This window comes from Rhodococcus sp. 2G, assembly GCF_001886355.1.
Taxonomy (GTDB): domain Bacteria; phylum Actinomycetota; class Actinomycetes; order Mycobacteriales; family Mycobacteriaceae; genus Rhodococcus; species Rhodococcus pyridinivorans.
Genome location: NZ_CP018063.1, coordinates 1,686,775 through 1,711,448, shown reverse-complemented (window position 1 = coordinate 1,711,448; position 24,674 = coordinate 1,686,775). Strand labels below are relative to the sequence as shown.

The 24,674-nt window shown below is 67.4% G+C and carries 24 protein-coding genes and 2 pseudogenes; 19 read left to right on the top strand and 7 right to left on the bottom strand.

Annotation, left to right across the window (positions count from 1 at the left end):
- Nucleotides 1-35 precede the first annotated feature (35 nt).
- From BO226_RS08005 to BO226_RS07995, 3 genes are all read left to right on the top strand, one after another.
- Nucleotides 36-239: a zinc-ribbon domain-containing protein gene (locus tag BO226_RS08005; protein ID WP_064255692.1), complete on the top strand. Its 204-nt coding sequence runs from the start codon at nucleotides 36-38 to the stop codon at nucleotides 237-239.
- A gap of 124 nt (nucleotides 240-363) precedes the next feature.
- Nucleotides 364-1,827 carry an Hsp70 family protein gene (locus BO226_RS08000; protein ID WP_071934959.1) on the top strand — a complete coding sequence of 488 codons (1,464 nt, stop codon included), beginning with the start codon at nucleotides 364-366 and terminating at the stop codon, nucleotides 1,825-1,827.
- 198 nt (nucleotides 1,828-2,025) lie between these two features.
- Nucleotides 2,026-2,406 carry a helix-turn-helix domain-containing protein gene (locus BO226_RS07995; RefSeq protein WP_198040616.1) on the top strand — a complete coding sequence of 127 codons (381 nt, stop codon included), beginning with the start codon at nucleotides 2,026-2,028 and terminating at the stop codon, nucleotides 2,404-2,406.
- 13 nt (nucleotides 2,407-2,419) lie between these two features.
- On the opposite strand, the gene BO226_RS07990 is transcribed toward BO226_RS07995, so the two are convergent.
- On the bottom strand, nucleotides 2,420-2,968 hold the full coding sequence (locus BO226_RS07990) for a DinB family protein (protein WP_197481784.1): 549 nt from the start codon (nucleotides 2,966-2,968) through the stop codon (nucleotides 2,420-2,422).
- Between the two features lie 100 nt (nucleotides 2,969-3,068).
- Between BO226_RS07990 and BO226_RS07985 the strand changes: the two genes are divergently transcribed.
- Together BO226_RS07985 and BO226_RS07980 are read left to right on the top strand one after the other, a co-directional pair.
- Nucleotides 3,069-4,031 carry a helix-turn-helix transcriptional regulator gene (locus BO226_RS07985; RefSeq protein WP_071934958.1) on the top strand — a complete coding sequence of 321 codons (963 nt, stop codon included), beginning with the start codon at nucleotides 3,069-3,071 and terminating at the stop codon, nucleotides 4,029-4,031.
- An 81-nt stretch (nucleotides 4,032-4,112) separates the two neighbouring features.
- The gene (locus BO226_RS07980) at nucleotides 4,113-5,189 is read left to right on the top strand and encodes an alkene reductase (RefSeq protein WP_064255585.1); all 1,077 of its coding nucleotides are present in this window, start codon (nucleotides 4,113-4,115) and stop codon (nucleotides 5,187-5,189) included.
- Between the two features lie 9 nt (nucleotides 5,190-5,198).
- On the opposite strand, the gene mqo is transcribed toward BO226_RS07980, so the two are convergent.
- On the bottom strand, nucleotides 5,199-6,704 hold the full coding sequence (gene mqo / locus BO226_RS07975; protein WP_064851900.1) for a malate dehydrogenase (quinone): 1,506 nt from the start codon (nucleotides 6,702-6,704) through the stop codon (nucleotides 5,199-5,201).
- Between the two features lie 87 nt (nucleotides 6,705-6,791).
- On the opposite strand from mqo, the gene BO226_RS07970 reads away from it, so the two are divergent.
- The 4 genes from BO226_RS07970 (at nucleotide 6,792) to BO226_RS07955 (ending at nucleotide 14,353) form a co-directional block, all read left to right on the top strand.
- On the top strand, nucleotides 6,792-7,709 hold the full coding sequence (locus BO226_RS07970; protein WP_232238077.1) for a LysR substrate-binding domain-containing protein: 918 nt from the start codon (nucleotides 6,792-6,794) through the stop codon (nucleotides 7,707-7,709).
- Nucleotides 7,710-8,108: 399 nt separating this feature from the next.
- Complete coding sequence (locus BO226_RS07965) at nucleotides 8,109-9,587, top strand: aldehyde dehydrogenase family protein (protein WP_006552005.1); 1,479 nt, start codon at nucleotides 8,109-8,111, stop codon at nucleotides 9,585-9,587.
- Between the two features lie 273 nt (nucleotides 9,588-9,860).
- Nucleotides 9,861-12,869, top strand: coding sequence for an FAD-binding and (Fe-S)-binding domain-containing protein (locus BO226_RS07960; protein ID WP_232238076.1), 3,009 nt, complete (start codon nucleotides 9,861-9,863; stop codon nucleotides 12,867-12,869).
- Complete coding sequence (locus BO226_RS07955; protein ID WP_071934956.1) at nucleotides 12,866-14,353, top strand: NAD-dependent succinate-semialdehyde dehydrogenase; 1,488 nt, start codon at nucleotides 12,866-12,868, stop codon at nucleotides 14,351-14,353. Before BO226_RS07960 ends, BO226_RS07955 begins: the two co-directional genes overlap by 4 nt.
- A 127-nt stretch (nucleotides 14,354-14,480) precedes the next feature.
- Here the strand turns inward: BO226_RS07955 and BO226_RS28555 are convergent, their stop codons facing one another.
- Nucleotides 14,481-14,663, bottom strand: coding sequence for an aromatic-ring hydroxylase C-terminal domain-containing protein (locus BO226_RS28555; RefSeq protein WP_033096673.1), 183 nt, complete (start codon nucleotides 14,661-14,663; stop codon nucleotides 14,481-14,483).
- Nucleotides 14,664-14,701: 38 nt separating this feature from the next.
- Here BO226_RS28555 and BO226_RS26935 point away from each other — a divergent pair, with 38 nt between their 5' ends.
- Nucleotides 14,702-14,863 carry a hypothetical protein gene (locus BO226_RS26935; RefSeq protein ID WP_156666046.1) on the top strand — a complete coding sequence of 54 codons (162 nt, stop codon included), beginning with the start codon at nucleotides 14,702-14,704 and terminating at the stop codon, nucleotides 14,861-14,863.
- Between the two features lie 51 nt (nucleotides 14,864-14,914).
- Here the strand turns inward: BO226_RS26935 and BO226_RS07945 are convergent, their stop codons facing one another.
- From BO226_RS07945 to BO226_RS07935, 3 genes are all read right to left on the bottom strand, one after another.
- Nucleotides 14,915-15,082: a hypothetical protein gene (locus BO226_RS07945; RefSeq protein ID WP_156895139.1), complete on the bottom strand. Its 168-nt coding sequence runs from the start codon at nucleotides 15,080-15,082 to the stop codon at nucleotides 14,915-14,917.
- A gap of 98 nt (nucleotides 15,083-15,180) precedes the next feature.
- The gene (locus BO226_RS07940; RefSeq protein WP_024100882.1) at nucleotides 15,181-15,657 is read right to left on the bottom strand and encodes an SRPBCC family protein; all 477 of its coding nucleotides are present in this window, start codon (nucleotides 15,655-15,657) and stop codon (nucleotides 15,181-15,183) included.
- A 62-nt stretch (nucleotides 15,658-15,719) separates the two neighbouring features.
- Nucleotides 15,720-17,039: a cytochrome P450 gene (locus tag BO226_RS07935; RefSeq protein ID WP_332260670.1), complete on the bottom strand. Its 1,320-nt coding sequence runs from the start codon at nucleotides 17,037-17,039 to the stop codon at nucleotides 15,720-15,722.
- Between the two features lie 247 nt (nucleotides 17,040-17,286).
- Between BO226_RS07935 and BO226_RS07930 the strand changes: the two are divergent.
- The 9 genes and pseudogenes from BO226_RS07930 (at nucleotide 17,287) to BO226_RS07880 (ending at nucleotide 24,281) form a co-directional block, all read left to right on the top strand.
- Nucleotides 17,287-17,549 (top strand): annotated as a pseudogene (locus BO226_RS07930) (GlsB/YeaQ/YmgE family stress response membrane protein).
- Between the two features lie 36 nt (nucleotides 17,550-17,585).
- Nucleotides 17,586-17,840: a nucleotidyltransferase family protein gene (locus BO226_RS07925; protein ID WP_071934953.1), complete on the top strand. Its 255-nt coding sequence runs from the start codon at nucleotides 17,586-17,588 to the stop codon at nucleotides 17,838-17,840.
- A gap of 59 nt (nucleotides 17,841-17,899) precedes the next feature.
- A pseudogene (locus BO226_RS26605) lies at nucleotides 17,900-18,573 on the top strand (transposase); the annotation flags it as partial.
- A 14-nt stretch (nucleotides 18,574-18,587) separates the two neighbouring features.
- Nucleotides 18,588-19,106: an isopenicillin N synthase family dioxygenase gene (locus BO226_RS07910; protein WP_083543595.1), complete on the top strand. Its 519-nt coding sequence runs from the start codon at nucleotides 18,588-18,590 to the stop codon at nucleotides 19,104-19,106.
- Between the two features lie 116 nt (nucleotides 19,107-19,222).
- Nucleotides 19,223-20,269 carry an isopenicillin N synthase family dioxygenase gene (locus tag BO226_RS07905; protein ID WP_071936385.1) on the top strand — a complete coding sequence of 349 codons (1,047 nt, stop codon included), beginning with the start codon at nucleotides 19,223-19,225 and terminating at the stop codon, nucleotides 20,267-20,269.
- A gap of 36 nt (nucleotides 20,270-20,305) precedes the next feature.
- Nucleotides 20,306-21,292, top strand: a complete 987-nt coding sequence (locus BO226_RS07900; RefSeq protein WP_071934951.1) for an isopenicillin N synthase family dioxygenase — start codon at nucleotides 20,306-20,308, stop codon at nucleotides 21,290-21,292.
- Between the two features lie 8 nt (nucleotides 21,293-21,300).
- A complete protein-coding gene (locus BO226_RS07895) occupies nucleotides 21,301-21,732 on the top strand; it encodes a VOC family protein (RefSeq protein WP_042329013.1) in 432 nt (143 codons plus the stop codon).
- Between the two features lie 125 nt (nucleotides 21,733-21,857).
- Nucleotides 21,858-22,499, top strand: coding sequence for a helix-turn-helix domain-containing protein (locus BO226_RS07890; protein WP_071934950.1), 642 nt, complete (start codon nucleotides 21,858-21,860; stop codon nucleotides 22,497-22,499).
- 520 nt (nucleotides 22,500-23,019) lie between these two features.
- Nucleotides 23,020-24,281, top strand: a protein-coding gene (locus BO226_RS07880) for an IS3 family transposase (RefSeq protein ID WP_156895137.1) whose coding sequence is annotated in 2 segments (ribosomal slippage) — nucleotides 23,020-23,332 and nucleotides 23,332-24,281 — 1,263 coding nt in all. Because the reading frame shifts where the segments join, the coding sequence is not laid out codon by codon here.
- On the opposite strand, the gene BO226_RS26600 is transcribed toward BO226_RS07880, so the two are convergent.
- The gene (locus tag BO226_RS26600; RefSeq protein WP_083543594.1) at nucleotides 24,265-24,651 is read right to left on the bottom strand and encodes a 2OG-Fe(II) oxygenase family protein; all 387 of its coding nucleotides are present in this window, start codon (nucleotides 24,649-24,651) and stop codon (nucleotides 24,265-24,267) included. The two genes, BO226_RS07880 and BO226_RS26600, sit on opposite strands and share 17 nt — an antisense overlap.
- Nucleotides 24,652-24,674 lie beyond the last annotated feature (23 nt).

Genomic DNA, 24,674 nt, shown 5'->3' with positions numbered 1-24,674 from the left:
TGAAGGACCACACGTCATCGCTCTATGCTCGGACGATGTTCCTTCTCTTCGGCTTCGGCACCAAGCGACAGAATCTCGGTCCAGGGCAGAACCGGACGTGTTCGCGCTGCCACAACACCACGCAGTGGCTCCGGATCCGGGAGTCCAAGCAGTTCACGCTGTTCTTCGTGCCGGTCGCGCGGTGGGGCCGCCGACAGTTGGAGCAGTGCGGGATCTGCGGTACCGCCGTGGAGATGTGAGCCCGGTCAGTCGGGATCGGCGAAGGCCACGAACGTCCTCGGCTGCCGTTCGGAGACGTGCCGTCGTCCAGGCACCGCCCGCCTCCGGCGTGCAGACCGTGACCGAACCGTTATAGTCGGCGTCGTGACTACAGTTCTCGGTGTCTCGGTCGGTGCCAGCGCGGTGCGCTTTGCGCGACGTGACACCGGGAGCCTCGACAGCCCCGTCTTCGGATCCCACTCGATGCCCGCCCTGCTCGACCGGCCGGCCGAGCTGGCCGCGGAGTCCATCGAGACGATGCTCGCCGAGACCGACGAGATCGAGCAGGTGCGCGCCATCGGCGTCGCCTACCAGAACGAGACGCAGGCCGATTTCGTCCAGGGCGCGATGAGCCGCCTGGACATCGACAACTTCCAGCTCGTCCCGGAAGTGACCGCCGCGCTCGAAATGCTGGAAACCACAGGAGATCTCGACGACCACGAAACACTCGTGTTCTACGACCTCGGCAGCTCGGGCCTCACCGTCACCGTCGTCGATCGGGGCACCCGCATCGCATTGAGCACGGCACGCTCGGACCGGATCAGCGGCGACCTCGTCGACCACCTGATCTACGACCACCACGTCGAACTGCAGCGCTTCGCCGAGCCGGCCGACATGGCGGCGCAGCGGGCCCTCACCGCCCGGTGCCGCGACGCGAAGGAGCAGCTGTCCTCGAAGGACGCGGTGTGCATGCCCGGCGAGGGGGGTCTGCTACTGCTCTCGCAGGCCAGCTTCGATTCGCTCATCGACGGACCTGTGAAGGCCTCGGCCCGCCTCACCCTCGACGTCATCCGCCGCTCGGGACGCACTCCCGACGCTGCGGTGCTCATCGGAGGCGGAGCGAACATTCCACTGGTCACCGCCGTGATGGAGTCGTGGCTCGACATTCCGGTGATCGTGCCCTCGCAGCCCGAACTCGTGGCGGCGGAAGGCGCGGCGCTCCTCGCCCGCCCGGACACTGCGAAGGTCGTCGAGATGGCGGAGTTCGCTGCGCCGACGGAGTTCACCGAGACCGCACAGTTCGCCCCGCATCTGGTCGCGCCGGACGCACCGACCGCAAGCTTCGCTGCCCCCGACATCCGGCAGGAGACCGAGACGCCCGCGCAGCCGCGGAACCGTCGACGCTTCCTGCTCGCCGGTGGTGCCGTCGTCGTCGCAGCGGCGATCGGCCTCGGTGTCGACCTGCTGCAGAATTCCGGTCGCGATCCGCAGCCCACCTCCACGCACCAGGAGACGCAGGAGCCACCGGCGCAACCGGCAGCGGAACCGCGGCCCACGACCACCACGGACGCATCGCCCGCGCCGGAAACCGTCCCGGCAGTGTCGGACGAGCAGTCGACGGCCATCGATCGCAGCGAGACCCGCAGCACCTACCGGCCGCAGACGACGGCGGAGACCTCCGCGCAGGTCCCCATCACCACCGGCGCGCAGGACGATGCGGCAGCCGACACCTCGGTGCCGTCACTCGAACCGGAGCCGGCCCCGATGGTCCCCGGGCTCCCCCAGTTCGAGCTGCCGCCGCCTCCGCAGATCCAGCTCCCGCAGCTGCCCAGCATTCCCGGGTTCTGATCAATCAGCCGCAGACTGCCGCGGTGCGGCGCGCCGTCTCAGGTTCCGGATGAGGCAGCAGTCGCTGCCACCACCGGGCCACCCGCGGACTAGGAATCAGTCGCGCGATATGGAACCGGTTCGTCTCGGGTCCGGTGCGAACCGGCGACGCGGGCGGCAGGATCCGCTTCCGCGGAGGCGGACGGCCGGGGACCGACCGTGGCCGCGGAGACCTTCGAGGCGCTGGGGGCACTCGCCGACGCGGCCGATGCCCACGCCCTGGCCCCGTTCGCGTACCGCGACCACGCCGACACCCAACGGTCCGTCGAAGCCGCCGCCGCGGCCGCGGCACTGGCTGCGCGATGCGATCACGCCTCGTCGCCTGCGCTGGACGAAGCGGCCCGCCCACTCCCCTTGACCAGCCGGGAACGGGAGTTCGCCGCCATGGTCACCGCCGGGCTGTCCAACCGGCAGATCGCCGACCGGCTCGTGGTGCCGGTCGGCACCGTCGAGGGGCACATCTACCGGGCGTGCACCGAACTCGACGTCTCCGACCGCACGGAGCTCGCCGAGTTGATGCGCGACACTGGCCGGCGCTAGCGCGACCTCCGGTTCATCCCATCGACTTCGATCCGTCGAGGGACTCGCGGATGATGTCGGCGTGTCCGGCGTGCTGCGTCGTCTCGGCGACGATGTGCAGCAGCGCGCGACGCACCGACCAGGCGTCCTCGATGTTCCAGGGGGCCTTGGGGAGTTCGTGGACGACGTCCAGCGACGGCAGCGTGCGCACCAACTCGTCGGTTCGGGCCGCCACCTCGTCGTAAGCGCGCAGCGCACCTTCGAGGGTCTCACCGGGCTGCAGCTGGAAGTCCTTGTCGCGTTCGGCGAAATCCTCTTCGGTCCACTCGGTGAAATCCTTCTCCATGTAGTCGGCTCCGACCACGAGGAAATCCGCCCAACCCCGCTCGACCTCGGTGACGTGCTTGATGAGACCACCGATCGTCAAGTTGCTCACCGTCGTTCGCTGCGACGCCTGTTCGGTGGTGAGATCGCGGGCCGTGAACCGCAGGAAGTGCCGCGCGTGGGCGAGGCTCGACAGCAGATCGCGGCGTTCCTGGTCGAGGGTCGGGGTGGCGTTCCGGGTGGTGGTGGTCTCGGTCATCGGGTACTCCTCGTCGTCGTGATCCGGCAAGATCTACGCTACGAGCCATTGGTGCCAGTTCGTGTCACTTATAGGTCGGCAGGTGCGGAAGAATGAGGTCATGTCCGACACGAGCTCCCGCATCCTGCGGCTTCTGTCGCTGTTGCAGACCCACCGCTACTGGCTCGGCGCCGAACTCGCCGACCGGATGGGCGTCTCGTTGCGCACCCTGCGCCGCGACATCGAACGGCTCCGCGATCTCGGATATCCGGTGCGGTCCGATCGCGGGGTCGGCGGTGGGTATCAGCTCGCGCCGGGCGCGTCGTTGCCACCGCTGGCTCTCGACGACGACGAAGCGGTCGCGCTCGCGGTCGGCCTACTCACCGCGGCCCAGACCTCGATCACCGGGATCGCCGAGATCTCCGTGCGCGCGCTGGCCAAGGTCATCCAGGTGATGCCGCCGCGGCTGCGACGCCAGGTGGAGGCGATCGATGCGGCGACGGTCTCCGCCGATATCCCCTGGGCGACCCGCGCGACCGATTCGCAGCAACTCGTCACCGTCGCGCGCGCCTGCCGCGACGACGAACGCATCGTCTTCGAGTACACCGCCGCCGACGGCACCGCGACGGGCCGGCGCGTCGAACCCCGGCAGCTCGTCTCCCTCGGGCGACGCTGGTATCTCGTCGGCTACGACCTCGACCGCGGTGACTGGCGCAGCTTCCGGCTCGACCGCATGGCCGAGACCACGGCCACTTGGATGCGTTTCCGACAACGCGAGCTGCCCGGCGGCGACGCCGCGGCCTTCGTCGAACGCGGCATCCGCAGCCGCTCCCAGGTGAAGGTCAGCGCCGAACTGGAGGCGTCGGAGCACGAGGTGCGCCGCCGGATCGGTCAGTGGGCCGAGGTGATCGCGATCGACTCCGAACGGTGCCGGATCGAGGTGGACGCCGACAGCATGGACTGGGCGGTATTCGCCGTGGGTATGTCCGGTGGGCGGCTGCTCGGCGCGTCGCCACCGGAGTTCGTCGAGTACCTGGAGAACTGGTCGAATCGGCTGGTCACCGCCGACGAACACTCGAAGTGACCATCCATCCGGCGCTATGACACATCCCACAATCGGCCGGGCATCGGAATGCCGTCGGGGGTGGGGGTGGTTGCGCCACCCATGGATCTGTTCACACCCGTAGCCCTCGGAGACCTCGAACTCGCGAACCGCATCGTCATGGCCCCGCTGACCCGCCTGCGTGGTGGTTCGGCCGGTGTACCCGGAGACCTGATCGTCGAGCACTACCGTCAGCGGGCGAGTGCCGGCCTGATCATCACCGAGGGAACCTATGTGAACTTCGAATCGCAGGCCTTCGTCGGTCAGCCCGGCATCGTCACCGACGAGCAGGTCGCCGGCTGGCGTCGCGTCGCGGATGCCGTGCACGAGCGCGACGGACGCGTCGTGCTGCAGTTGATGCACGGCGGCCGCGTCACGCATCCCGACGTCAACGGTGGCCGGCGTGTCGTCGGGCCGAGCGCGATCGCCATCGACGGCCAGGTGCACACCGAGCAGGGCAAGCAGCCCTACCCTGCGCCGCACGCGCTGACCATCGACGAGATCCCGTCCGTCGTCGATGATTTCGTCGCCTCGGCTCGCCGCGCGATCGATGCCGGATTCGACGGCGTCGAGGTCCACAGCGCCAACGGCTACCTGTTGCACGAATTCCTCTCCCCCGCATCGAATGTGCGGGACGACGAGTACGGCGGTTCGGTGGAGAACCGGATCCGCCTCGTCGTCGAAGTCGTGAAGGCCGTGTCGGCGGCAGTCGGCGCCGGACGTGTCGGGTTGCGGATCTCTCCCGAGCACAACATCCAGGACGCAGTCGAGACCGATCGCGACGATGTGCGTGCTGTCTACGGCGCTCTGGTCGACGCCCTGCAGCCCCTGGGCCTGGCGTATCTGTCGGTCCTGCACAAGGAGCCGACCGGAGATCTGGCGCAGGAGCTCCGGAAGCGTTTCGGCGGCAAGGTGATCGCCAACAGCGGTTTCGGCTCGCCGACCACGCGTGACGAGGCCGTGCAGCTGATCGACGATTCGCACGCCGACGCCGTGGCCGTCGGCCGCGCGCTGATCGCCAATCCCGACCTGGTCGAGCGCTGGCGAGACGGGCAGCCGGAGAACGCACCGCGTCCGGAGCTGTTCTATGCGTCCGGAGCCGAGGGGTACACCGACTACCCGTTCCTGCAGACCGTCTGAGCGTAAGCCCTACGAGGCGCTCGGATCCTTGCGCGCCGAACCGTTTCTCGCCGCTGCTGTAGCGCGGGCGAGCCTCGGTTCGGCGCGCGAGGTCGTTTCGGTCTCCCGAGACAGGTCGGGCATCATCCGTTCGAGCACCGGCCGCCAGCGCGCCACATCATCCGGGAAACACGTGCTCAGCAGCTCGACCATCGCCGACGGAGCGATCGAAGCGCCGGGCGACGCCCCGAGCAACCCGGCGATGCTGCCGTCCGCGCTCGCCACGACCTCGGTGCCGAAGGTCAGGACCCCGACCCTGCGACGATCGGGTTTGACGAGCTGAGCTCGTTGCCCCGCGTCGATCAACTCCCAGTCGGACTCCCGCGCCTCGGGACAGAATCGCTGCAGCTGCCGGAACTTCCGCGCGCGGGACGCGAGCAGCTGGCCGACGAGATAGCGCACCAGCGACAGATTCTGCAGGCCCACCGCCACCAACGGGGCGATGTTGTGCAGGCGCAGGGTGGTGAACAGATCGGTGAGCCGGCCGCGTGTGAGCAATCTCGTGCTGAACGTGGCGTACGGCCCGAACATCAACCACTCGCGGCCGTCGACGACCCGCTTGTCGAGATGCGGCACCGACATCGGTGGTGCTCCCACGTCGGCCTGGCTGTAGACCTTCGCTGCATGCTGGGACACCACGTCGGGCTCGCCGGTGCGCAGGAACTGCGCGCCGATGGGAAAGACGGCGAAACCTCGCACCTCCGGGATCCGGGCCTTCTGCAAGAGTTTCAGGGCGTACCCGCCGGCGCCGACGAACACGAACCGGGATCGGACCGAGAACCGTCCCGTCTTCGTGTGCCCGGAGACGGTCCACCGCCCGTTGGCGGCGCGGCGCAGTCGTGTGACCTCGTGTCCGGTACGAAGCTCGACGCCACGACGACGCGCGTCCGACAGCAGTCGGTGTGTCAGGGCACCGAAGTCGACGTCGGTGCCCGCCTCGTAGCGCGTGGCGGCGACCGGTTCGGAGCCCGAGCGACCGGTCATCACCAGCGGTGCCCACCGCGCGATCGTGTCGGGGTCCTCGCTGTACTCCATGGCCGAGAACAGCGGCGAGCGTTGCAGGGTGGCGTGCCGCTGTCGCAGATAGTCCACATCGCGTTCGCCGAAGACGACGTTCATATGCGGTGTCACGTTCACGAACGTCGCCTCGCCCGGGTCGTCGAGGGACTCCCAGAACTGCCGTGAGATCCGGAACTGTCCGCCGATCTCCTCGGCCCGGGTCGAATCCGCGGGATCGGGCATGTAGTTCAGTTCGCACAGACCTGCGTGGCCGGTGCCCGCGTTGTTCCATGGGGCGCTGCTCTCGGCCGCGACCTCGTCGAGTCGTTCCAGGACGAGGATCGACCGATCGGGTTCGAGTCGTGTCAGCAGTGCACCCAGTGTTGCCGACATGATGCCGCCGCCGATCAGGACGGCGTCGTACTCCTGGTCGCCGTACTGTGCTCCGTCGGCAGAATGCCTCCGATCCACCATCATTCACCTGCTTTCGCCGTTGTCGACCTTCAGCGTGCCCCCTTCCGATTCATCCGTCCAATGAGATCTTGCAGGCAGTACCATGCAGATGTGGATTGGTATGTGACGCCCGAGACCGCAATGGTCGCCCCGCTGCTCGTCGCCTTCGACGCCGCGGCGCGCGAAGGTCACATCACGCGCGCGGCGGATCTGCTCGACGTTCCCCAGTCTTCCGTCAGTCGCCGCATCCGGGCACTCGAGAAGGTAGTGGGTGTGGCGTTGTTCCAGCAGTCCGGGCGAGGAGTCGTGCTGACGACTGCCGGGAGGGAGTTGCACGAACGCACCCGGCATCTGGTCCGCGAACTCGACGGTGCGATCACCACGGTGCGTGAGCACGCCGATCCCGACCACGGCGTCGTCCGCTTCGGGTTCCCGCTCACCCTCGGGCCGGTGAGCATCCCGTCGTTGCTGGCCGAGTTCCACCGACTGGCCCCCGGCGTCCGGTTGCATCTGGTCCAGGCACACGGTGAAGAGCTCGCGGAGATGGTTCGCGACGGCCGGCTCGATCTCGCCGTCATCATCCCTCCACCGGAGGATCTGCCGGTCACCGTGCTCGCGCAACAGCGACTGTTGCTCCACCTCCCGAGCAGCCATCGACTCGCCGGCCGTGCCCGCCTCGACCTGCGCGATCTCGCGGACGATCACTTCATCGCCAGCCCACCCGACTATCACATCCGCAGAGAACTCGAATCAGCTTGCGAAGAAGCAGGATTCGAACCGTACATCGCGTTCGAGATCAGCGAGTTCGAAACGATCCGGGCATTGGTCGCCCAGGGCCTCGGTGTCGCACTGCTGCCTCGCTCGGAAACGCCTGTGCCCGGAATCGTCACCGTGCCGGTCGCCGGAATCGCGAATCGCACCATCGGATTGACGACCGGGACGAGGACGCCGTCCCCGGCGGTCGCGCGACTGCACGCTCACATCGCCGGGCACGCCGATAGATTCGACGGTCGCCGGCTCGATTCGTAGGTATCGTCCATCGAACGCAAGACATGGCGCACAGCTTCGCGAGCCGTGCGCCATCTCCTGCGTCGCCGGTCCCGACAAGGCGCAACTCCGGGTTCGAATGGTCGCCGGCGGGGTATGCCACACAGATGCGATCGCCCGCAAACAGTGGTACCCGACGCCGCTGCCTACCACCAGCAAGGCGGCGCACTGTGAAAACATGTTCGATCTGCGCCATCCGGGCAGGAGCCGGTAACGATCTGCGACGTGCTCCGGCCGGCGCTGGGGCGGTTCCCGTTCGGTCGGCCGGTGAAGACCGATCCATTGAGCAGATCGACACCACATTCGACGATTCGGCAGACACATCGACCCCCGAGCCCGTCGTCGCCTTTCTCTGACCTACCTACCGTCGAGGAGTTCTCCATGACAGCAACAGATCTCGGTTCCAGTGCCACGTTCGCCGGGCAACCGGTCGCCTCCCAGTTCATCGATGGGCAGTGGCGCGAGGGACGCTCCGACCGCGTCCTGACCGACACCAACCCGTTCGACGACAGCGTGGTCGCCACGATCCGCCTCGCTTCCGCCCAGGACGTTGACGCCGCCTACACCGCTGCCCGGGCAGCACAGACCGAGTGGGCCGCGACCGCTCCCGCCGAGCGCGCCACAGTCCTGCGTCGCGCCGCACAGATCCTCGAGCAGCGCCGAGCCGAGATCATCGACTGGCTGGTCGCCGAGTCCGGCTCGACGCGGATCAAGGCCGATACCGAGGTCTCCCTGGCCATCGGCATCACGCAGGAGGCGGCGTCGTTCCCGTCCCGGGTCCACGGATCGATCTTCGATTCGAACACCCCGAACCGTGAGATGCGGGTGTACCGAAAGCCCATCGGAGTGGTCGGGGTGATCAGCCCGTGGAATTTCCCGCTGCACCTGTCGCAGCGATCGGTGGCACCGGCGTTGGCGTTGGGCAATGCCGCGGTGATCAAGCCGGCCTCGGACACTCCGGTGACCGGCGGCCTGTTGATCGCGCGGATCTTCGAGGAAGCAGGCCTTCCGGCGGGAGTGTTGTCGGTGGTGATCGGCTCCGGTTCTGAGATCGGCGATGCTTTCGTCGAGCATCCCGTCCCGCGGTTGATCTCCTTCACCGGCTCGACACCGGTCGGCAAGCAGGTCGGTGCGGTCGCCACCGGCGGTAAGCACCTCAAGAAGGTGGCACTCGAATTGGGCGGCAACGCACCCCTGGTGGTCCTCGACGACGCCGATCTCGACGCGGCCGTCGAGGCAGCGGTGACCGGGTCGTTCTTGCATTCCGGACAGATCTGCATGGCCGTGAATCGCATCATCGTGCAGGCGCCGGTGTACGACGATTTCCTCGATCGGTTCACCCGAGCCGCGCAGGCCGTGTCCTACGGCGATCCGTCCGCAGACGGCACTTTGGTCGGGCCCGTCGTCAACGATTCGCAGTTGAAGGGCCTCGAGGAGAAGATCGAGCAGGCCCGGGACGCCGGAGCACGCGTTGCGCTCGGTGGGGAGATCGACGGCCGGGTCGTGCCTCCGCACGTGTTCGTCGACGTCACGTCCGATATGGAGATCGCCCGCGAGGAGATCTTCGGCCCGATGGTCGCGGTCCTACGCGCCGATGACGAAGCACACGCCCTCGAACTGGCCAACGACCACGAATTCGGTCTGTCCAGCGCGGTCTTCACGCAGAACATCGACCGGGGACTGCAATTCGCGCATCGGGTCGAGGCGGGCATGACGTTCATCAACGAGATGACCGTTCAGGACGAGGCACACGTGGCATTCGGTGGCGAACGCAACTCCGGGCTCGGACGATTCAACGGCGAGTGGGCGATCGAGGAGTTCACCACAGATCACACCATCGGCGTGACTCGGCTGGTGTAGGCACGCCGCAGCGCCCTCCGACTCCGATACGACATTCTGCCGTCTGCACCCTGCCCAGCCTCGGGGTGCAGACGGCAAGCTGTCACAGAAGCCTCCTCGGTTGACGGTGAGAACGCCCGGGCCGGCGTGCCGTTGCGTTCGCTGCCTCCTCTTTGTAGGCTCCGTTCATGGCAGGATTGTCGACAATCCTACAAACCCGGAGGCGGCCGATGGAGTTCCCGAACCGACGCGCCCATATTCTCTGCGGTCCCCGATCTTGACGCGGCGCACGCGATGAACGACGACCAGCTCAACATAGGACAGCGCCCCAGCGTCTCCTGCACGGACGAGGACGTCCGGATTCGCGTCCTCGCCGACAGACTCCGGACACTGGGCGTCCCGGTCGACACCTCCACGCGTCGACGGGCCGAGTACTCCTACGACGCCTCCAACTACCGGGTGCCACCTTCGGCCGTGGTCTTTCCTCGGTCGGTGGACGACGTCGTGGCGGTGGTGACCGTCTGCGGCGACACCGGGATTCCGTTGGTCAGCAGAGGGGGCGGGACCTCGATGGCGGGCAATGCCGTCGGCCCCGGTGTGATCGTCGACTTCTCCCGGCACATGAACCGCATCCTCGACATCGACGAGACGGCCGGTGTCGCCGACGTCGAACCGGGCGTCGTGCTCGCGACCCTCACGCGGGTGGCCGAGGACGCGTCCTCGGGCCGGACGACCTTCGCCCCCGATCCCTCCTCGAAGAACCGGGCCACGGTCGGTGGCGCGCTGGGCAACGACGCCTGCGGCAACCACTCGGTGCGCTACGGCCGCATGTCCGATCACGTCCACGAGATCGACCTCGTCACCGCCGACGGGTTCCGGCTCACCGCGGCGCAGCGAGGCCTGCGTGCCACCGATCCCGACGACGCGGCCGCTGCGGCGCGCGCGCAGCAGCTCGACGCCGAGCTCACCGCGCTGGCAGGCGAGCACCTGTTCGAGTTCCGCACCGAACTCGGGAGGATCCAACGGCAGGTCTCGGGTTACCACCTCGATCATCTGTTGCCGGAGAAGCGGTTCGACGTCGCCCGTGCGCTCGTCGGATCCGAGGGAACCTGCGCGGTGATCGTCGGTGCCCGCGTCGAGCTGGTTCCCCGCCCGTCCAGCGCGTTGCTGGTCTGCCTCGGCTACGACGATGTCGTCGACGCGGCCCGCGACATCGGAACCATCCTGGAGTTCTCGCCTGCGGCAGTCGAGGGTGTCGACGCGGCGATCGTCGAGACCATGCGGCTGCGTCGGGGCGAGAACTCCGTCCTCGGACTCCCGGTGGGAAACGCCTGGCTCTACGTCGACCTGGACGGTGACGACCCGGACTCCGTGGCCGCGGCCGCCGACGCACTGCTCGACAAACTTCGCCGGAACGGCCGCCTCGTCGACGGCCGCCTCGCGGCCGACACCACCGAGCGTGCTTCCCTGTGGCGGGTGCGCGAGGACGGCGCCGGACTGTCCTCCCGCCTGGCATACGGCGGCGAATCCTGGCCGGGCTGGGAGGATTCCGCTGTCGCGCCGGAGAACCTCGCCGATTACCTCCAGGACTTCCGCGCACTGCTCGACCGGCACGGCCTGCAGGGCGTGATGTACGGGCACTTCGGCGCCGGCTGCATGCACATCCGCATCACCTACGACCTGCGCACCGAGGAAGGCCGGCAGGTCTTCCGCGAGTTCATGCACGAGGCCGCGCGGCTGGTGGTCCGTCACGGCGGATCGCTCTCCGGAGAACACGGCGACGGCCGTGCCCGCTCGGAACTGCTGCCGGTGATGTACTCCGCGCGGATGATGAGCGCATTCCGCGCCTTCCGCACGATCTGGGACCCGCAAGGCATCCTGAACCCGGGATCGCTGACCGACCCGGCGCGGATCGATGACGATCTGGCGTTGGCGGACGTTCCCGAACGCACCTGGCGTACCCACTACGACCTGCACCCGATCGAGGCGGTCCGTCCCGACGGCGCGCGGCCGCAACACACCCCCGCCCCGTGGGTGCACGCCGTCCAGGGCTGCATCGGCGTCGGACGATGCCGGGCCGACTCCGGTGGCGTGATGTGCCCGAGCTACCGCGCGACCCGCGACGAGAAGGACTCCACTCGGGGCCGGGCCCGGGTCCTGCAGGAGATGGTGCGCGGCGCCCGCACAATCGAGCAAGGGTGGAAATCCGAGGAAGTGCGTGAGGCACTCGATCTGTGCCTGTCGTGCAAGGCCTGCTCGACCGACTGCCCGGCCGGCGTCGACATGGCCACCTACAAATCCGAGTTCTTCTCGCACTACTACGACGGCACACGACGACCGGTGTCGCATTATTCGCTGGGGTGGCTGCCACGCTGGCTCCGCCTCACGGGGTTGGCAGCACCGCTGGTCAACGCGGTCCTGCGCACTTCTCTCGCCAAGCGCGCCGCCGCACTCGGCGGCATTTCCCCCGACCGGGTATTTCCGCCCTTCGCCTCCCGGCGGGCCTGGAAGAAGGCCGTGCGCGACGCACTACGTGGCCGGTCCGGTTCGACGCCGGTGGTGCTGTTCGTCGACACCTTCACTCGCGGGTTGCGGCCGGAGGTCGCCGGTGCCGCCGCCCGCGTGCTCGCCTCGGCGGATCAGCAGGTGATGAGCTGCTCCGCAGACGCGTGCTGCGGACTGACGTGGATCTCCACCGGCCAGCTCGACACCGCGAAGAAGAAGCTCTCCCACGCCGCCCGCACACTGGACGACGGCACCGACCGGCCGATCGTCGTTGTCGAGCCGAGTTGCGCCGCCGCCCTGCGCAAGGACCTGCCCGAGCTGGTGCCCACCGAGGCTGCGCGTCGCGTCGCCGCACGGGTCCACAGCTTCGCGTCCTATCTGGACACCATGGTGCGCAACGGCTGGACACCCGCCCCTGCACAACCGCTACCGAACGAGATAGTGCTGCAGACCCATTGCCACGAGTACTCCGTGTTCGGCGCCGGAAGCCATCGCCGGATCCTGACCGCAGCGGGAGTCGACGACGTCCGCGACGCAGTCGGATGCTGCGGCGTGGCAGGAAACTTCGGATTCGAGAAACAACACCACGACATCAGCATGAAGGTCGCCGAGACCTCCCTCGCCCCGGCACTGCGCGCGGCCGACGACGACTCCGCGGTGGTCACCGACGGCTTCTCATGCGCGATGCAGGTTGCGCAGATCGACGTGTCCGCCCCGGGGCAACATCTCGCAGAACTTCTCGACCCCGGGCCACGAATGTCGATGAACAACACCATCTCCGAGGAGGAAAGCGCATGACCGATGCAACGATCGTCGGGACACGGGTGGGCGTCTCCGACGCAGTGTCCCGCGTCAGCACAGAATTGTTCATCGACGGTGAGTGGGTCGAATCGACCACCGGCGAACGATTCGAGGTCGTCGCCCCGGCGACCGAGGAGGTCATCGCGACCGTCGCGAACGGCAACGCCGACGACGCCCGGCGTGCCGTCGAGACCTGTGCTCGCGTGCAGAAGCACTGGGCGAAGACCGCTCCGCGCGAACGCAGCGTGATCCTTCGCCGGGCCTACGAGCTCATCCTGGAGCGGCAGGACGAGTTCGCGACCATCATGACCACCGAGATGGGCAAACCCTTCGCCGAGGCGAAGGGCGAGGTCGCCTACGCCGCGGAGTTCTTCCGGTGGTTCTCCGAGGAAGCCGTCCGCATCGGCGGCGATGTGACCAGCACCGGCGACGGCACGACCCGCATCCTGGTGTCCAAGGAGCCGGTGGGACCGTGCGTCCTCGTCACGCCGTGGAACTTCCCGCTCGCCATGGGTACCCGCAAGATCGGACCCGCCATCGCAGCCGGATGCACCATCGTCTTCAAACCCTCGGAGCTGACGCCGTTGACCTCGCTGGCCCTGGTCGACGTGCTCGTCGAGGCCGGTGTGCCCAAGGGTGTGCTGAACGTCGTGCCCACCACCGCACCCGGGGAGGTCGTCTCGACCTGGATGTCCAGCGGTATCGCACGCAAGATCAGTTTCACCGGTTCGACCGCGGTGGGCATCCGGCTGCTCGAACAGGCATCCCAGCACGTGATGCGCAGCTCGATGGAGCTGGGCGGAAATGCCCCGCTCATCGTATTCGAGGACGCCGATCTCGACCGGGCCGTCGACGGCGCGCTCGCCGCGAAGATGCGCAACATGGGTGAGGCCTGCACCGCCGCGAACCGCATCTTCGTGCACCGCGCGGTCGCCGATCGGTTCGCCGAGAAGCTCGCTGCCCGTATGGATGCCCTCGCCGTCGGGGACGGCCTGGTCGAGGGCACCCAAGTCGGTCCGCTGGTCGAGGAGAAGGCTCTGACGAAGGTGGAACGTCTCGTCGCCGATGCCGTCGAACGTGGAGCGCGCGTGGTGTGTGGCGGCAGCCGGCCCGAGGGACCCGGCTACTTCTACCCACCCACCGTCCTCGCCGACGTGTCGAAGGACGCCGCGTTGATGAGCGAGGAGATCTTCGGGCCGGTCGCGCCCATCGTCGTCTTCGATACCGAGGACGAGGTCGTCGAGATCGCCAACAACACGCCCTGGGGACTGGCCGGATACATCTTCACCCAGGATGTCGACCGCAGTTTCCGTGTCAGCGAAGCGCTCGAGGTCGGCATGATCGGGCTGAACACCGGCATCGTGTCCAACCCCGCGGCACCGTTCGGCGGCATCAAGGCATCGGGTCTCGGACGTGAGGGAAGCACCATCGGTATCGACGAGTTCCTCGAGGTCAAGTACGTCGCTGTTCCTCGTCGGTGACGCATGGTCTCACTGCGCCGCCGATCCTTGCGCGCCGAACCGTGTTTCGACGCAACTGCAACGCGCGCGAAGCCCTGTTCAGCGCAAGGTCGGTACGGCCTACCCGCGTAGCTCAGGAATCACCTGTTCACGCAACGGTTCCTGCTCGGCCGGCCGCAGTGCCGCACCACTTCGCGAGCGCGGCGTCGAGACCGTCCGTCGAGCCCCCCACCCATGCCACGTGCCCGTACGGGCGCACGAGCACAGCCGACGGCGCGTCCCCCTCACCGAGCAACGACAATCCCCAAGCGGCGTCGTAACGCGCCCACACGAGGTCGACGCATTCAGGACGATGCCCGGAATCGATTGGTGGACCGTCGGATTGCAGCAGAAGTGGGCGAGCCCGAACACTCGAACCGGCTTCTCCTCGGCAATGACGTCGAGATCCGGCATGCGTCGTCCCAGCAGCGGGTGTCCCTCACCGAGGTCGTAGGCGACGTCGAGGCCGGAGATCAACGCCGCGATCGGTGAGCCGGCATCGTCGACGCGGAGCACCTCGTCGATCAGATCGCGCAGGGCCTCCTAGCGCGAATCGGCCTTCTGGATGCCCAGGCCGACACCAAGTCCGCCGGTGGGGAGTTCCTCGGTGACCCGCACTTCGGCGATCAGGCTGCTACGTGTCGCAGCCGACCCCTCGAATCCGATCCCGGCCTCGCAGCGCACGACAGCGCACGACACTGCGCCCGCCACGTACCGAGCCTGGTGCACCCGAAGGTCGCGGTGTTCACCGTTCGCCCCTCGGCAAGGAAGCGCCCGGCGATCCCTCGATGATCGACGAGCGTCCCGGGTCAGCCCTCGATGATGCGCTTGATCGCGTCCAGGGTCGCCGGAATTCCGCTGCGGGCGGCCTGCTCCCGCGCGGCGATCCGGGCAGGTGCCTCCGCCCCCAACTTCTCGTGGAAGAATTTCTGCCCGGCTTCGGTGAACTCCCAGGTCTCCGTGAGTTCCGTGCCGGCGTCCGCGGGCTTGATGACGTAGCTCCAGCGCACGAGGCCCGGGCCGACCGACCATGCGAATTCGCGGCCCGGGGAGGCGACGACGACCTTCGACCGGGCCTCCCAGGTGCGTTCGGGGGTGACGTTCCGGCCGGTGAAGAAGGAACCGACCTCGGGGCCCTGCCCTTCGTCCCACCAGCACTCCGCGCAGACGGGCGACCATTCACCCGTGCGGGTGACGTCGGAGACGAGGGCGTACACCTCGTCGGGGGTGGCGGAAACGACGACGGAGGACTCGAAGGTCAGGGGTGTGGTCTGCATGGCCACCATCCTGCCCTGTCCCGATCAGTGCGGCGCGACGCACCTGCCTGCCCGCCTGCCCTTGCCGACGACTACGCAGTGACGGCTCTGGTCCCCACACGCGCGGGCACGGGTCCGGCCGCGACCAAGGTGAACGGCGTCTTTACCGGAAAATCGTCGTGAAGGGATTCCACCTCGAGTTTTCGCACCACACTGGCGAGGCCCAGGATTGCTTCGAGCATGGCGAAATGATCTCCGATGCAGGTGCGTGGGCCACCACCGAACGGCAGATACTGCCACCGCGACCTCGCTACCGATTGCCCGGGGGCGAACCGATCCGGGTCGAATTTCTCGGGCTCGTCCCAGAGCGACGGATCATGGTGGAGCGCGTAGGTGCCGACGATCGTATTCGTCCCGGCAGGGATACGGTAACCGTCGACCTCCACGTCGCGCATTGCCATTCGCGCGGCCGTCGCTGCGGGCGGACACATCCTCAGTGACTCATGGACTATCTGGACGGTGTAGGGCAGATCCCCGATATCGCTCGCGCGCAACAGGCGGTCTCCGATGGCTGCAGCCTCCCGCGCCACCCGCTCCTGCATCTCGCGATTGCGGCCGAGCTGCCACAAGCTGTAGGCGAGAGTGGTCGCGGTGGTGTCGTGACCCGCGAAGAGAAACGCGAGCAACTCGTCACGGATCTTCTCGTCGCTGAACGCTCTGCCAGTGACCGGATCGGTGAGCTCGAAGAACAGCTTGATCAATTCGGCGCCATTGCCAGCACCGCTCCGCGCGGCGTCCATCGCCTCGTCGAGCGTTTCGGTGACAACAGCCAACGAAACACGGAAACGATGACGGGCACGTGTCGGCAGCCATGTCGGGGTTCGTATCGGTTGCAGGGCACGTCGTCCCACGAATTGCACCACCTGTCCGAGTGGAACTCCGACAGCTTCGGATCTCTCGCTGAGATCCGTTCCGAAGAGTGACCGGCCAAGGACACGCAGGGTGAGTCGCCGGGTTTCGGTGTCGAGATCGATCGACCCGCCCTCGCTCCACTCTGCCGCCATCGTGTCGGCGACCTCGGCGATCCGGTCGGCGTAGACCGCTACGTGCTTCTTGGTGAACAAAGGCTGCAACGCACGACGGTGCGGCACCCACGAACCGTGAGGAAGATTGAAGAGATTGTCGCCGACCCACACCCGTCCCTCGACGTGGACGGTCATTTCCTTGTCGAAGGAACCGTCGGAACCGCCGAGAACATCGTGGGCGCCCTGCGGTGAGGTGACGATAGCGAAGGTCGGCGCCCACCGGGCAGGACCGATATGTACGAGGGTGACCGGCCCGCCTGCATCACGGAATTTCTCGGGACCGGTATCGAGATGTCGGAGTGCCCGGATGCGGTCGATCAAATGCATCGGCACGTCGGGCGCAATCGGAAAATCCTGGGCCTGTGCGCTTGTCCTGGCCATTCTCCGAGTGTGGTCCGCCTCGGACGGTCACACCAGACCCACTACCGAGTCATTGCGCAACCGCAACCTTGCTGAACTCGAAGGGCAGGCTCGCATGTAACAACAGTTTGACCCGCGGGAAGACCGGATCTCGAATTGCACTCTCGAGACGTAAAGCGGTGTCCGCGTGAGGATGTCCACTTGTACTCGCGCAATGTTGATCATCGGGATTATTCTGTTCGGGCTGCTCGTCGGCGCGGTGGCACAGCTCGTCGTGGGCAGGTCCGGGACCGGGATCGACTGGACTCTCGCGTTGGTCGCGGGCGTCGGGGGTTCGTTCATCGGCGGTCTGCTCATCAGCCTTCTCGCAGGTGACGGACTCGAATCACGCCCCAGCGGGATCATCGGCCCCTCGCCGGCGCGATCATCGTGACCGCTGCCTGGTCGGCCTGGAAGTCCCGGTCGCGTCAGGCCTAGCGCTATCGGTATCCCGCGACGAGAGACGATGCCCGAGTGACCTCACGCCCCGCAACCGAGCAGCGACTGCTCGACATCGTTCCCGGAAATCCGGTGTGCCGGGTCGTCCTGGACCGGGCGGGTGAACTCGGCATCGGAGACTGGTATCTCACCGCGGGCGGAGTCTTCCAGTCGGTCTGGAACTTTCTCGACGGCCGCGACCGGCAGGCCGGCATCCGGGACTACGGGTCTACGCTCCGCACGGTTTCGACGACCTGTTCGGGATGGTGCTCCTGGGCTGACCCCGTCTGAGCGCTCCGGGTTGAGTGAGAGTCTCGTGGCCCACGCTTGTGGGCAGGAAGGCTCAACCCATGGCAACGAGGAAACGGCACACGCCGGAGCAGATCGTCAGGAAGCTGGCCACTGCTGACCGGCTCATGGCCGAGGGTAAGGACGTCGCGGACGTCTGCCGCGAGCTCCAGGTCACCGAGGCGTCCTACTACCGGTGGCGTAACCAGTTCGGAGGGCTCAAGGCCGACGACGCGAAACGGCTCAAGGACCTCGAGAAGGAGAACGCCACGCTGAAGCGGCTCCTTGCCGACGCGGAGCTGGAGAAGGCCGCGTTGAAGGAGATCGCCCGGGGAAACTTCTGAGCCCGGAACGCCGGCGGGCAGCCGTGGAGCACCTCATCCGTGTGATGGGTGTGTCCGAGCGGTTCGCCTGCCGGGTCACCGGGCAGAACCGGACCACCCAGCGCCGCCCACCCGCCGCGGCTACGCCGGCCGATCCCGACGCGGGCTTGAGGATCTGGCTGAGGGGCTGGGCCAAGACCCACCCCCGCCGCGGGTTCCGGCCTGCCTACCACGACGCCCGCGCCGAGGGCTGGCTAGTGAACCACAAGAAGCTCCAGCGGCTGTGGCGAGAGGAAGGCCTCCGCGTCCCGCAACGCCGACGCCGCAAGCGGACCGGGACTTCGACGGTGCCGATCATCCCGCCCGCCGACAAGCCCGACGCCGTGTGGGCGGTGGACTTCCAGTTCGACTCCCCTACCGCGACCGCATGGCGGTCCTCGGGCAGCACCTGGTCCGTTTGGTTGCGCTGTCCCTCGAGCTCGACGAGGACTACTTCGACGAAGGCTTCCAGGACCACGTCATCACCACCCGCCTGCTGCACTACCCCCCGCAGGACGGCGTCGGCGAGGGGAACGAGCTCGGCGCCGGCGCTCACACCGACTGGGGCCTGATCACCATGTTGTACCAGGACGAGGTCGGCGGACCGGAGGTCCTCAACGCCGATGGCGAGTGGGTTCGGGCCCCACACATCCCCGGCACCTTCGTGGTCAACCTCGGTGACCTCGTCCCGAAGCTCACCAACGGGCTCTACCTGTCCAACACCCACCGCGTGCTCAACACCACCGGTGTCCGCCGGTACTCGGTGCCGACGTTCTTCGACCTCGACTACGACTACGTCGTCACCGCAGTCCCTACGGTCCTCGACGAGAACGAGCAGCCCGGCCCGGGCATCACGACCGGCGACCACCTCGCCGAAATGCTGCGTCGCACCTACGCAGCCAGTTGAGCCAGACACGCGCCGAAGAGACGACGTCCGGTGTAACAGAAACGTCACTCTACATTCCTTTGATGAATACACATTCCGACAAGACTTGCGACTACCGAACTGAAATGGAGGAGCACATGAACACCCCCGCCTTCGAGGTCCCCGTCGTGGACATCTCGGCCTACACCAGCGCCGGCACCGCCGAAGAGCGTGCCGCCGTCGCCCGCGCCATGGACAAGGCCTGCGCCGCCGTGGGATTCATCCAGATCCTCGGCCACCAGGTCCCCGACTCCGTCGTCACCGGCCTCAAGGAGGCGGTCGACGACTTCTTCGTCCTCCCCCTGGAGGAGAAGAAGGACTACGTCGTGCCGGGCAACCGTGGCTACAGCCCGCCCAAGAGCGAGTCGCTCAGCCTCAGCCTGGGAGTCGAGTCCGCGACCCGCATGAACGACTTCTTCGAGGCCTTCAACGTCGGCGCCGAGGCCGGCTGGTTCGACCGCCTCGACCTTTCCGACGACGACTACGGCGTCAACACCTGGCCCAACGTCGACGGGTTCCGCACCAAGGTCGAGGCCTACTACGACCACGCCGCACGCGTCGCGCGCACGCTCACCACCATCTTCGCCGACGCCCTGGGCGAGGACTCCGGCTTCTTCGACTACCTCACCGACCACTCCGTCGACGTGCTCCGGATGAACAACTACGCCCTCCCCGAGGGCACCGACGTCTCCCTGGACGGCGAGCTGACCGGGATGGGCGAGCACACCGACTTCGGAATCGTCACTGTGCTGTGGGCCGACCAGGTCGCCGGCCTCCAGGTCCTCGCCAAGGACGGCACCTGGCACGACGTCCAGCCCATCGAGGGAGCGCTCCTGGTCAACCTCGGCGACCTCACCGCCCGCCTCACCAACGACCAGTGGCTCTCCACCCTGCACCGCGTGAAGCCCCCGGTCATCGACGGCACCATCCAGCGCCGCCGGTCGGTGGCCTTCTTCCACGACGGCAACATCGACGCCACCATCTCCACCCTACCCAGCCGTCTCGACGCCGACGGCGGACTGGCCTACGAGCCCATCCTGGTCAAGGACCACATCGCCGCCAAGCTCAACGGCTCCCAGTACGGCAAGGCCAACACCGCCGCCGTCCGCGAGGCCTCCCGCGTCCTCGCCGCCCAGAACGCCTGAACCCAGCCCACGCCCACCCGGAAAGAGACCCAGCCCATGTCGAACACACTGACCGACGTCATCCCCCTGATCGACCTCGCCGACTGGCGCACCGGCGACGCCGGCGTCCAGGCCGCCGCCGCCGCGAAGGTCGACCAGGCCCTGCGTGACTCCGGCTTCCTCATGCTCGCCAACCACGACGTCGACCCGCAGCTCGCGGCCGACCTCCGCAGCGCCGCCAAGGCCTTCTTCTCCCTGCCGCGAGAGACCAAGGCTCGCTATGAGACCACCGTCGGTGGCCGCGGCTGGCTGCCCAGCGGGAAGGAGGCGAACTCCTTCGCCGGCGAGGAGGCTGACAAGGCCACCCCCGACATGAAGGAGAGCCTGACGATGGGCCGCCCGTACGCCACGGGCAACCCCACTCTCGACAGCACCGCCTTCGCCCCGAACGTGTGGCCCGACGAGGTGCCCGAGCTCGAGCTCCTCGCCACCACCTACATGGAGGCCATGTACGGGCTCTACGACGAGCTGCTTCGCATGTGCGGCGAGGCCCTCGGGCTCGGCCGCGAGTGGTTCATCGAGCGCTGCGCCAACGGCACCCGGACCCTCAACATCAACCGCTACCCCTCCCTGGAGGAGACCGGCGTCCCCAAGCCCGGCCAGTTCCGCGTCGGCGCGCACACCGACTGGAGCATCTTCACCCTCCTGGACCGCCAGCCCGGCTACGGCGGCTTCCAGGTCCAGCTCAGCGACGACGGCGAGTGGCTCGACGCGCCCTTCGTCGAGGGAACCCTGCTGGTCAACATCGGCGACCTCCTCGCCCGCTGGACCGGCGACCGGTGGCGCTCCACCCGCCACCGCGTCCTGCCACCGCAGGAGTCTGCGCCGGCCGAGGAGCTGATCTCCTTGATCCAGTTCTGCGACGCCAACGTCGACGCCATCGTTGAGACGATGCCCGCCCCGATCGGCAGCGGCACCACTTACGACGCCGTCCTGGCCGGGGAGTACCTGCGTCAGCGCGCCATCCAGGCGACCGTGAAGTGAGCACCGACGTGAACACCGAGACAGTCCCCGACGCCAACCCCGACACCAAGGCCGGTGTCGCGCTCTCGTTCGTGACCCTGGTCTGCCAAGACGTCGACGAGGTCTCCAACTTCTACGCCGAGCTCTTCGGCCTGGACCACGTCACCTACCTCGAGGGCGACTACTTCCGGGCCCTCCAGCTCGGAGGAACCATCCTCGGCTTCAACACCCCCGTCGCCTACGAGCTGCTCAACCTGCCCGAGAGCGACCTGTCGGCCTCCGCGCCGTCGTTCTGGACCTTCGAGGTCGACTCCGAGGAGGCCGTCGACACCCTCGCCGCAGCCGCCGTCGCAGCGGGCGCGACCTACCGCAAGGAACCTTTCCGGACCTACTACGACGCCTGGCAGGCGGTGCTGCTCGACCCCGAGAAGAACGTCTTCCGGATCAACAAGTCCGCCTGAGTCAGCCCACGGTGCGGGCGAGGCCTCTGTCAACGACGCCAGAGCCCTCGCGCGCACCGTGGCAGTGAGACAGGTCGGTAGACTTCCGACGCCCGCTGGGCACCGCAGTCCGTAGAGAGAAGTCGATGTTGCAGGCACCGTCGCCCGTCGTCCCCGCCCGAGCCCGGGAGTTCGTTCTCATGGAATCCGAGGAAGCCGTCTCCGACGCCGTTGCTCAGGCCGTCGGCGAGCGCGTGAAGTACTGGCGAACCGAGCGCGGTCTCCTGATGCGCGAGCTCGCCGACGCCGCCGGAATGAAGCAGCCCTTCCTCAGCAAGATCGAGAGCGGCAACGCCTCACCCTCCATGCTGAGCCTCTACCGGATCGCCACCGCCCTGAACATCACCCCCGGCGACCTCCTCCCAGCCGTCGCCCCGCAGCCTGGCGCGACCGTCATCCGAGCCGAGGAGGGCCGCATCGTCGCCGGCACTGAGCAGTCCAGTGTCCCGGTTCGATTGGTCGGCGGCTCCGAACAGCACTCCTTCGAGATCTCCGAGATGGAGTTCACCAAGGACCAGAACAACAATGAGTGGTTCGACTACCCCTCACCAGCGGCCACCTACCTCATCGAGGGACAGCTCAACGTCATCATCGAGGGCGACACCATCCATCGCCTGAAGCCGCGAGACACGATTTTCTACCCCGCCCGCATCCGCTCCAAGTGGGAAGCCGTGGGCGACGAGACCGTCCGCGTCCTCCACATCGTGACCCGGCCACGCCAGGCCTGACCTAGGGTCGGTGCTCGGTTGACGGACGGCGCCGGTCGGACGCTGGAGTAACCGGCGGCACCGAGGCTCGCAGCCCGTCTGTTGCCCACCGTGCGCAGCCCTGCACGTTATCCGCTCGTCCCGGGCTTCTTCGCCGCCGGCGGCGGCCGGCTCAGACACGCCACGTGCTGGCGAGCTGGCGGTCTTGCGGGAGAACGCCTACTCGCCGGTGACCACGGCTTCTGGCCACTGATTGCAACGCTTATCCCGGCGTCCACATGAAGCACTACGACATCGGCCTGGCACGGCCTGCGCCAGATCGCGTACTCCGACATCGACGGCAGTTAGGCCGCTGCCGGGATCCCGCCTTTACCGGGTTCAACCACCCCGACACCCGAGCCCACTAGGTCGTAACCACCATCGACTTCTGCTGATAGTCGAAGTAGGCACCTGAGGTGATCGCTTCGTACTGGTGACTTGACCCCGGAGTGTGGACACGCCAATCCCGGTTTGATGCCGGGGGAAGCGAGACGATCCACGTATGGCACGCAAGACCTACAGCGAGGAGTTCTGCCGCGACGCGGTCGACCTCTACGCCACCACCGACGGGGCGACGGTGAAGCAGATCGCCTCCGACCTCGGCATCACCGACGCGACCCTCTCGACCTGGCTGAAGGCGGCGGGAGTCGCGGTCCGGGGCCGGACCCCGAAGGACCCTCCCGAGGGCAGCTGCGGGCCGGAGTCGCCGGCGCAGGAACTGGCCCGGCTGCGGCGTGAGGTCGCGGACCTGAAGGCTGCCAAGGACCTGCTGTCCACCGAGCGTGACATCCTCCGTCGGGCCGCGAAGTATTTCGCCGGGGAGACGCGCTGGTGAGTCGCTTCCAGTTCGTCGCCGACAACTCCGCCACCTTCGAGGTGAAGCGACTCTGCACGGCCGTCGAGATCAAGCGGTCCTCCTACTACGCCTGGAAGGCCGGCACCCCGGCACGCGCCAAGCGGGCCGCCAGCGATGCGGCACTGGCGGCGAAGGTCCGAACGATCCAGGACCCCAAGACAGGTGGCGACCGGGCCTACGGCGCGCCGCGGGTCACGCACGAGCTCAACGCCGGGGTCCCACCCGAAGAGCGGGTCAACCACAAACGCGTGGCGCGGGTGATGCGCGAACACCACCTGGCCGGACTCCGGCTACGCAGGAAGGTCCGCACCACGATCCCCGCACCCGACGACGCCGTCGTGCCCGACCAACTCAACCGTGACTTCACCGCCAAGCAGATCAACACCCGCTACGTCGGGGACATCACCTACCTGCCCTGCGGCGACGGCGCCGGGGGCACGAGGTTCCTCTACCTCGCCACCGTGATCGACCTCTACTCCCGACGGCTGGTGGGCTGGTCCATCGCCGACCACATGCGCACCAGCCTCGTCGAAGACGCCCTCAACGCAGCCGCCCACGAACGAGGCTCACTCGCGGGCTCGGTGTTTCACAGCGACCACGGGTCGGTCTACTGCTCGGCCGACTACGCCCGCCTGTGCGCCGAGCTGGGCGTGTCCAGGTCGATGGGCCGGGTCGGCACATCGGCCGACAACGCGCTCGCGGAGTCGTTCAACGCCACCCTGAAGCGCGAGACCCTCGCAGGCGAGCACACGTGGCCCGACACAACCACCTGCCGGCGCGAAGTGTTCAAGTGGATCCTGCGCTACAACAACCGACGCCGGCACTCTGCCTGCGGCTACCTCTCACCAACCGCCTACGAGCACGCCACCGCCCCATCCACCACGACCAGCACTACGCTGGCCGCCTAACCACAAATCCCGTGTCCACACTCCGGGGCGAAGGCCCCTTCGCGGGTTCCGTGTCGTCGAGACTCTCGATCAAAGCGTCGTAATTCGGCTGATGGAAGAAGGCCATGCTGAATCGGGCTTGATCCCACTGCCCGTCGGACGGATTGACGACGCGGTGTCTGGTCGAGCTCCAGACGTCGTTGGTCCAGCGCTGCATGAGATCACCGATGTTGATCACGAAGGAGTCTGGCACCAGCGGGACGTCCTCCCATTCCTCGTCGTTCCAGACCTGCAGGCCTTGGACCGAGGGGTAGCCGTAGAGGATCGTGAGGCTGCCGAAGTCGGTGTGCGCGCCCCCGCGAAGTTGTCCCGGTTCGGGGGCCTTCTCCAGGGCAGGGTAGTAATAGAGGCCGA

Excerpts from the sequence above, each read along its gene's own strand:
- BO226_RS08005 (WP_064255692.1), top strand. The coding sequence starts at position 36 with ATGTTCCTTCTCTTCGGCTTCGGCACCAAGCGACAGAATCTCGGTCCA.
- BO226_RS07990 (WP_197481784.1), bottom strand. The coding sequence starts at position 2,968 with ATGACCGAGACCACCACCACCCGGAACGCCACCCCGACCCTCGACCAG.
- BO226_RS07985 (WP_071934958.1), top strand. The coding sequence starts at position 3,069 with ATGTCCGACACGAGCTCCCGCATCCTGCGGCTTCTGTCGCTGTTGCAG.
- BO226_RS07980 (WP_064255585.1), top strand. The coding sequence starts at position 4,113 with ATGGATCTGTTCACACCCGTAGCCCTCGGAGACCTCGAACTCGCGAAC.
- mqo (WP_064851900.1), bottom strand. The coding sequence starts at position 6,704 with ATGATGGTGGATCGGAGGCATTCTGCCGACGGAGCACAGTACGGCGAC.
- BO226_RS07965 (WP_006552005.1), top strand. The coding sequence starts at position 8,109 with ATGACAGCAACAGATCTCGGTTCCAGTGCCACGTTCGCCGGGCAACCG.
- BO226_RS07960 (WP_232238076.1), top strand. The coding sequence starts at position 9,861 with ATGAACGACGACCAGCTCAACATAGGACAGCGCCCCAGCGTCTCCTGC.
- BO226_RS07955 (WP_071934956.1), top strand. The coding sequence starts at position 12,866 with ATGACCGATGCAACGATCGTCGGGACACGGGTGGGCGTCTCCGACGCA.
- BO226_RS07940 (WP_024100882.1), bottom strand. The coding sequence starts at position 15,657 with ATGGTGGCCATGCAGACCACACCCCTGACCTTCGAGTCCTCCGTCGTC.
- BO226_RS07935 (WP_332260670.1), bottom strand. The coding sequence starts at position 17,039 with ATGCATTTGATCGACCGCATCCGGGCACTCCGACATCTCGATACCGGT.
- BO226_RS07910 (WP_083543595.1), top strand. The coding sequence starts at position 18,588 with ATGGCGGTCCTCGGGCAGCACCTGGTCCGTTTGGTTGCGCTGTCCCTC.
- BO226_RS07905 (WP_071936385.1), top strand. The coding sequence starts at position 19,223 with ATGAACACCCCCGCCTTCGAGGTCCCCGTCGTGGACATCTCGGCCTAC.
- BO226_RS07900 (WP_071934951.1), top strand. The coding sequence starts at position 20,306 with ATGTCGAACACACTGACCGACGTCATCCCCCTGATCGACCTCGCCGAC.
- BO226_RS07890 (WP_071934950.1), top strand. The coding sequence starts at position 21,858 with ATGTTGCAGGCACCGTCGCCCGTCGTCCCCGCCCGAGCCCGGGAGTTC.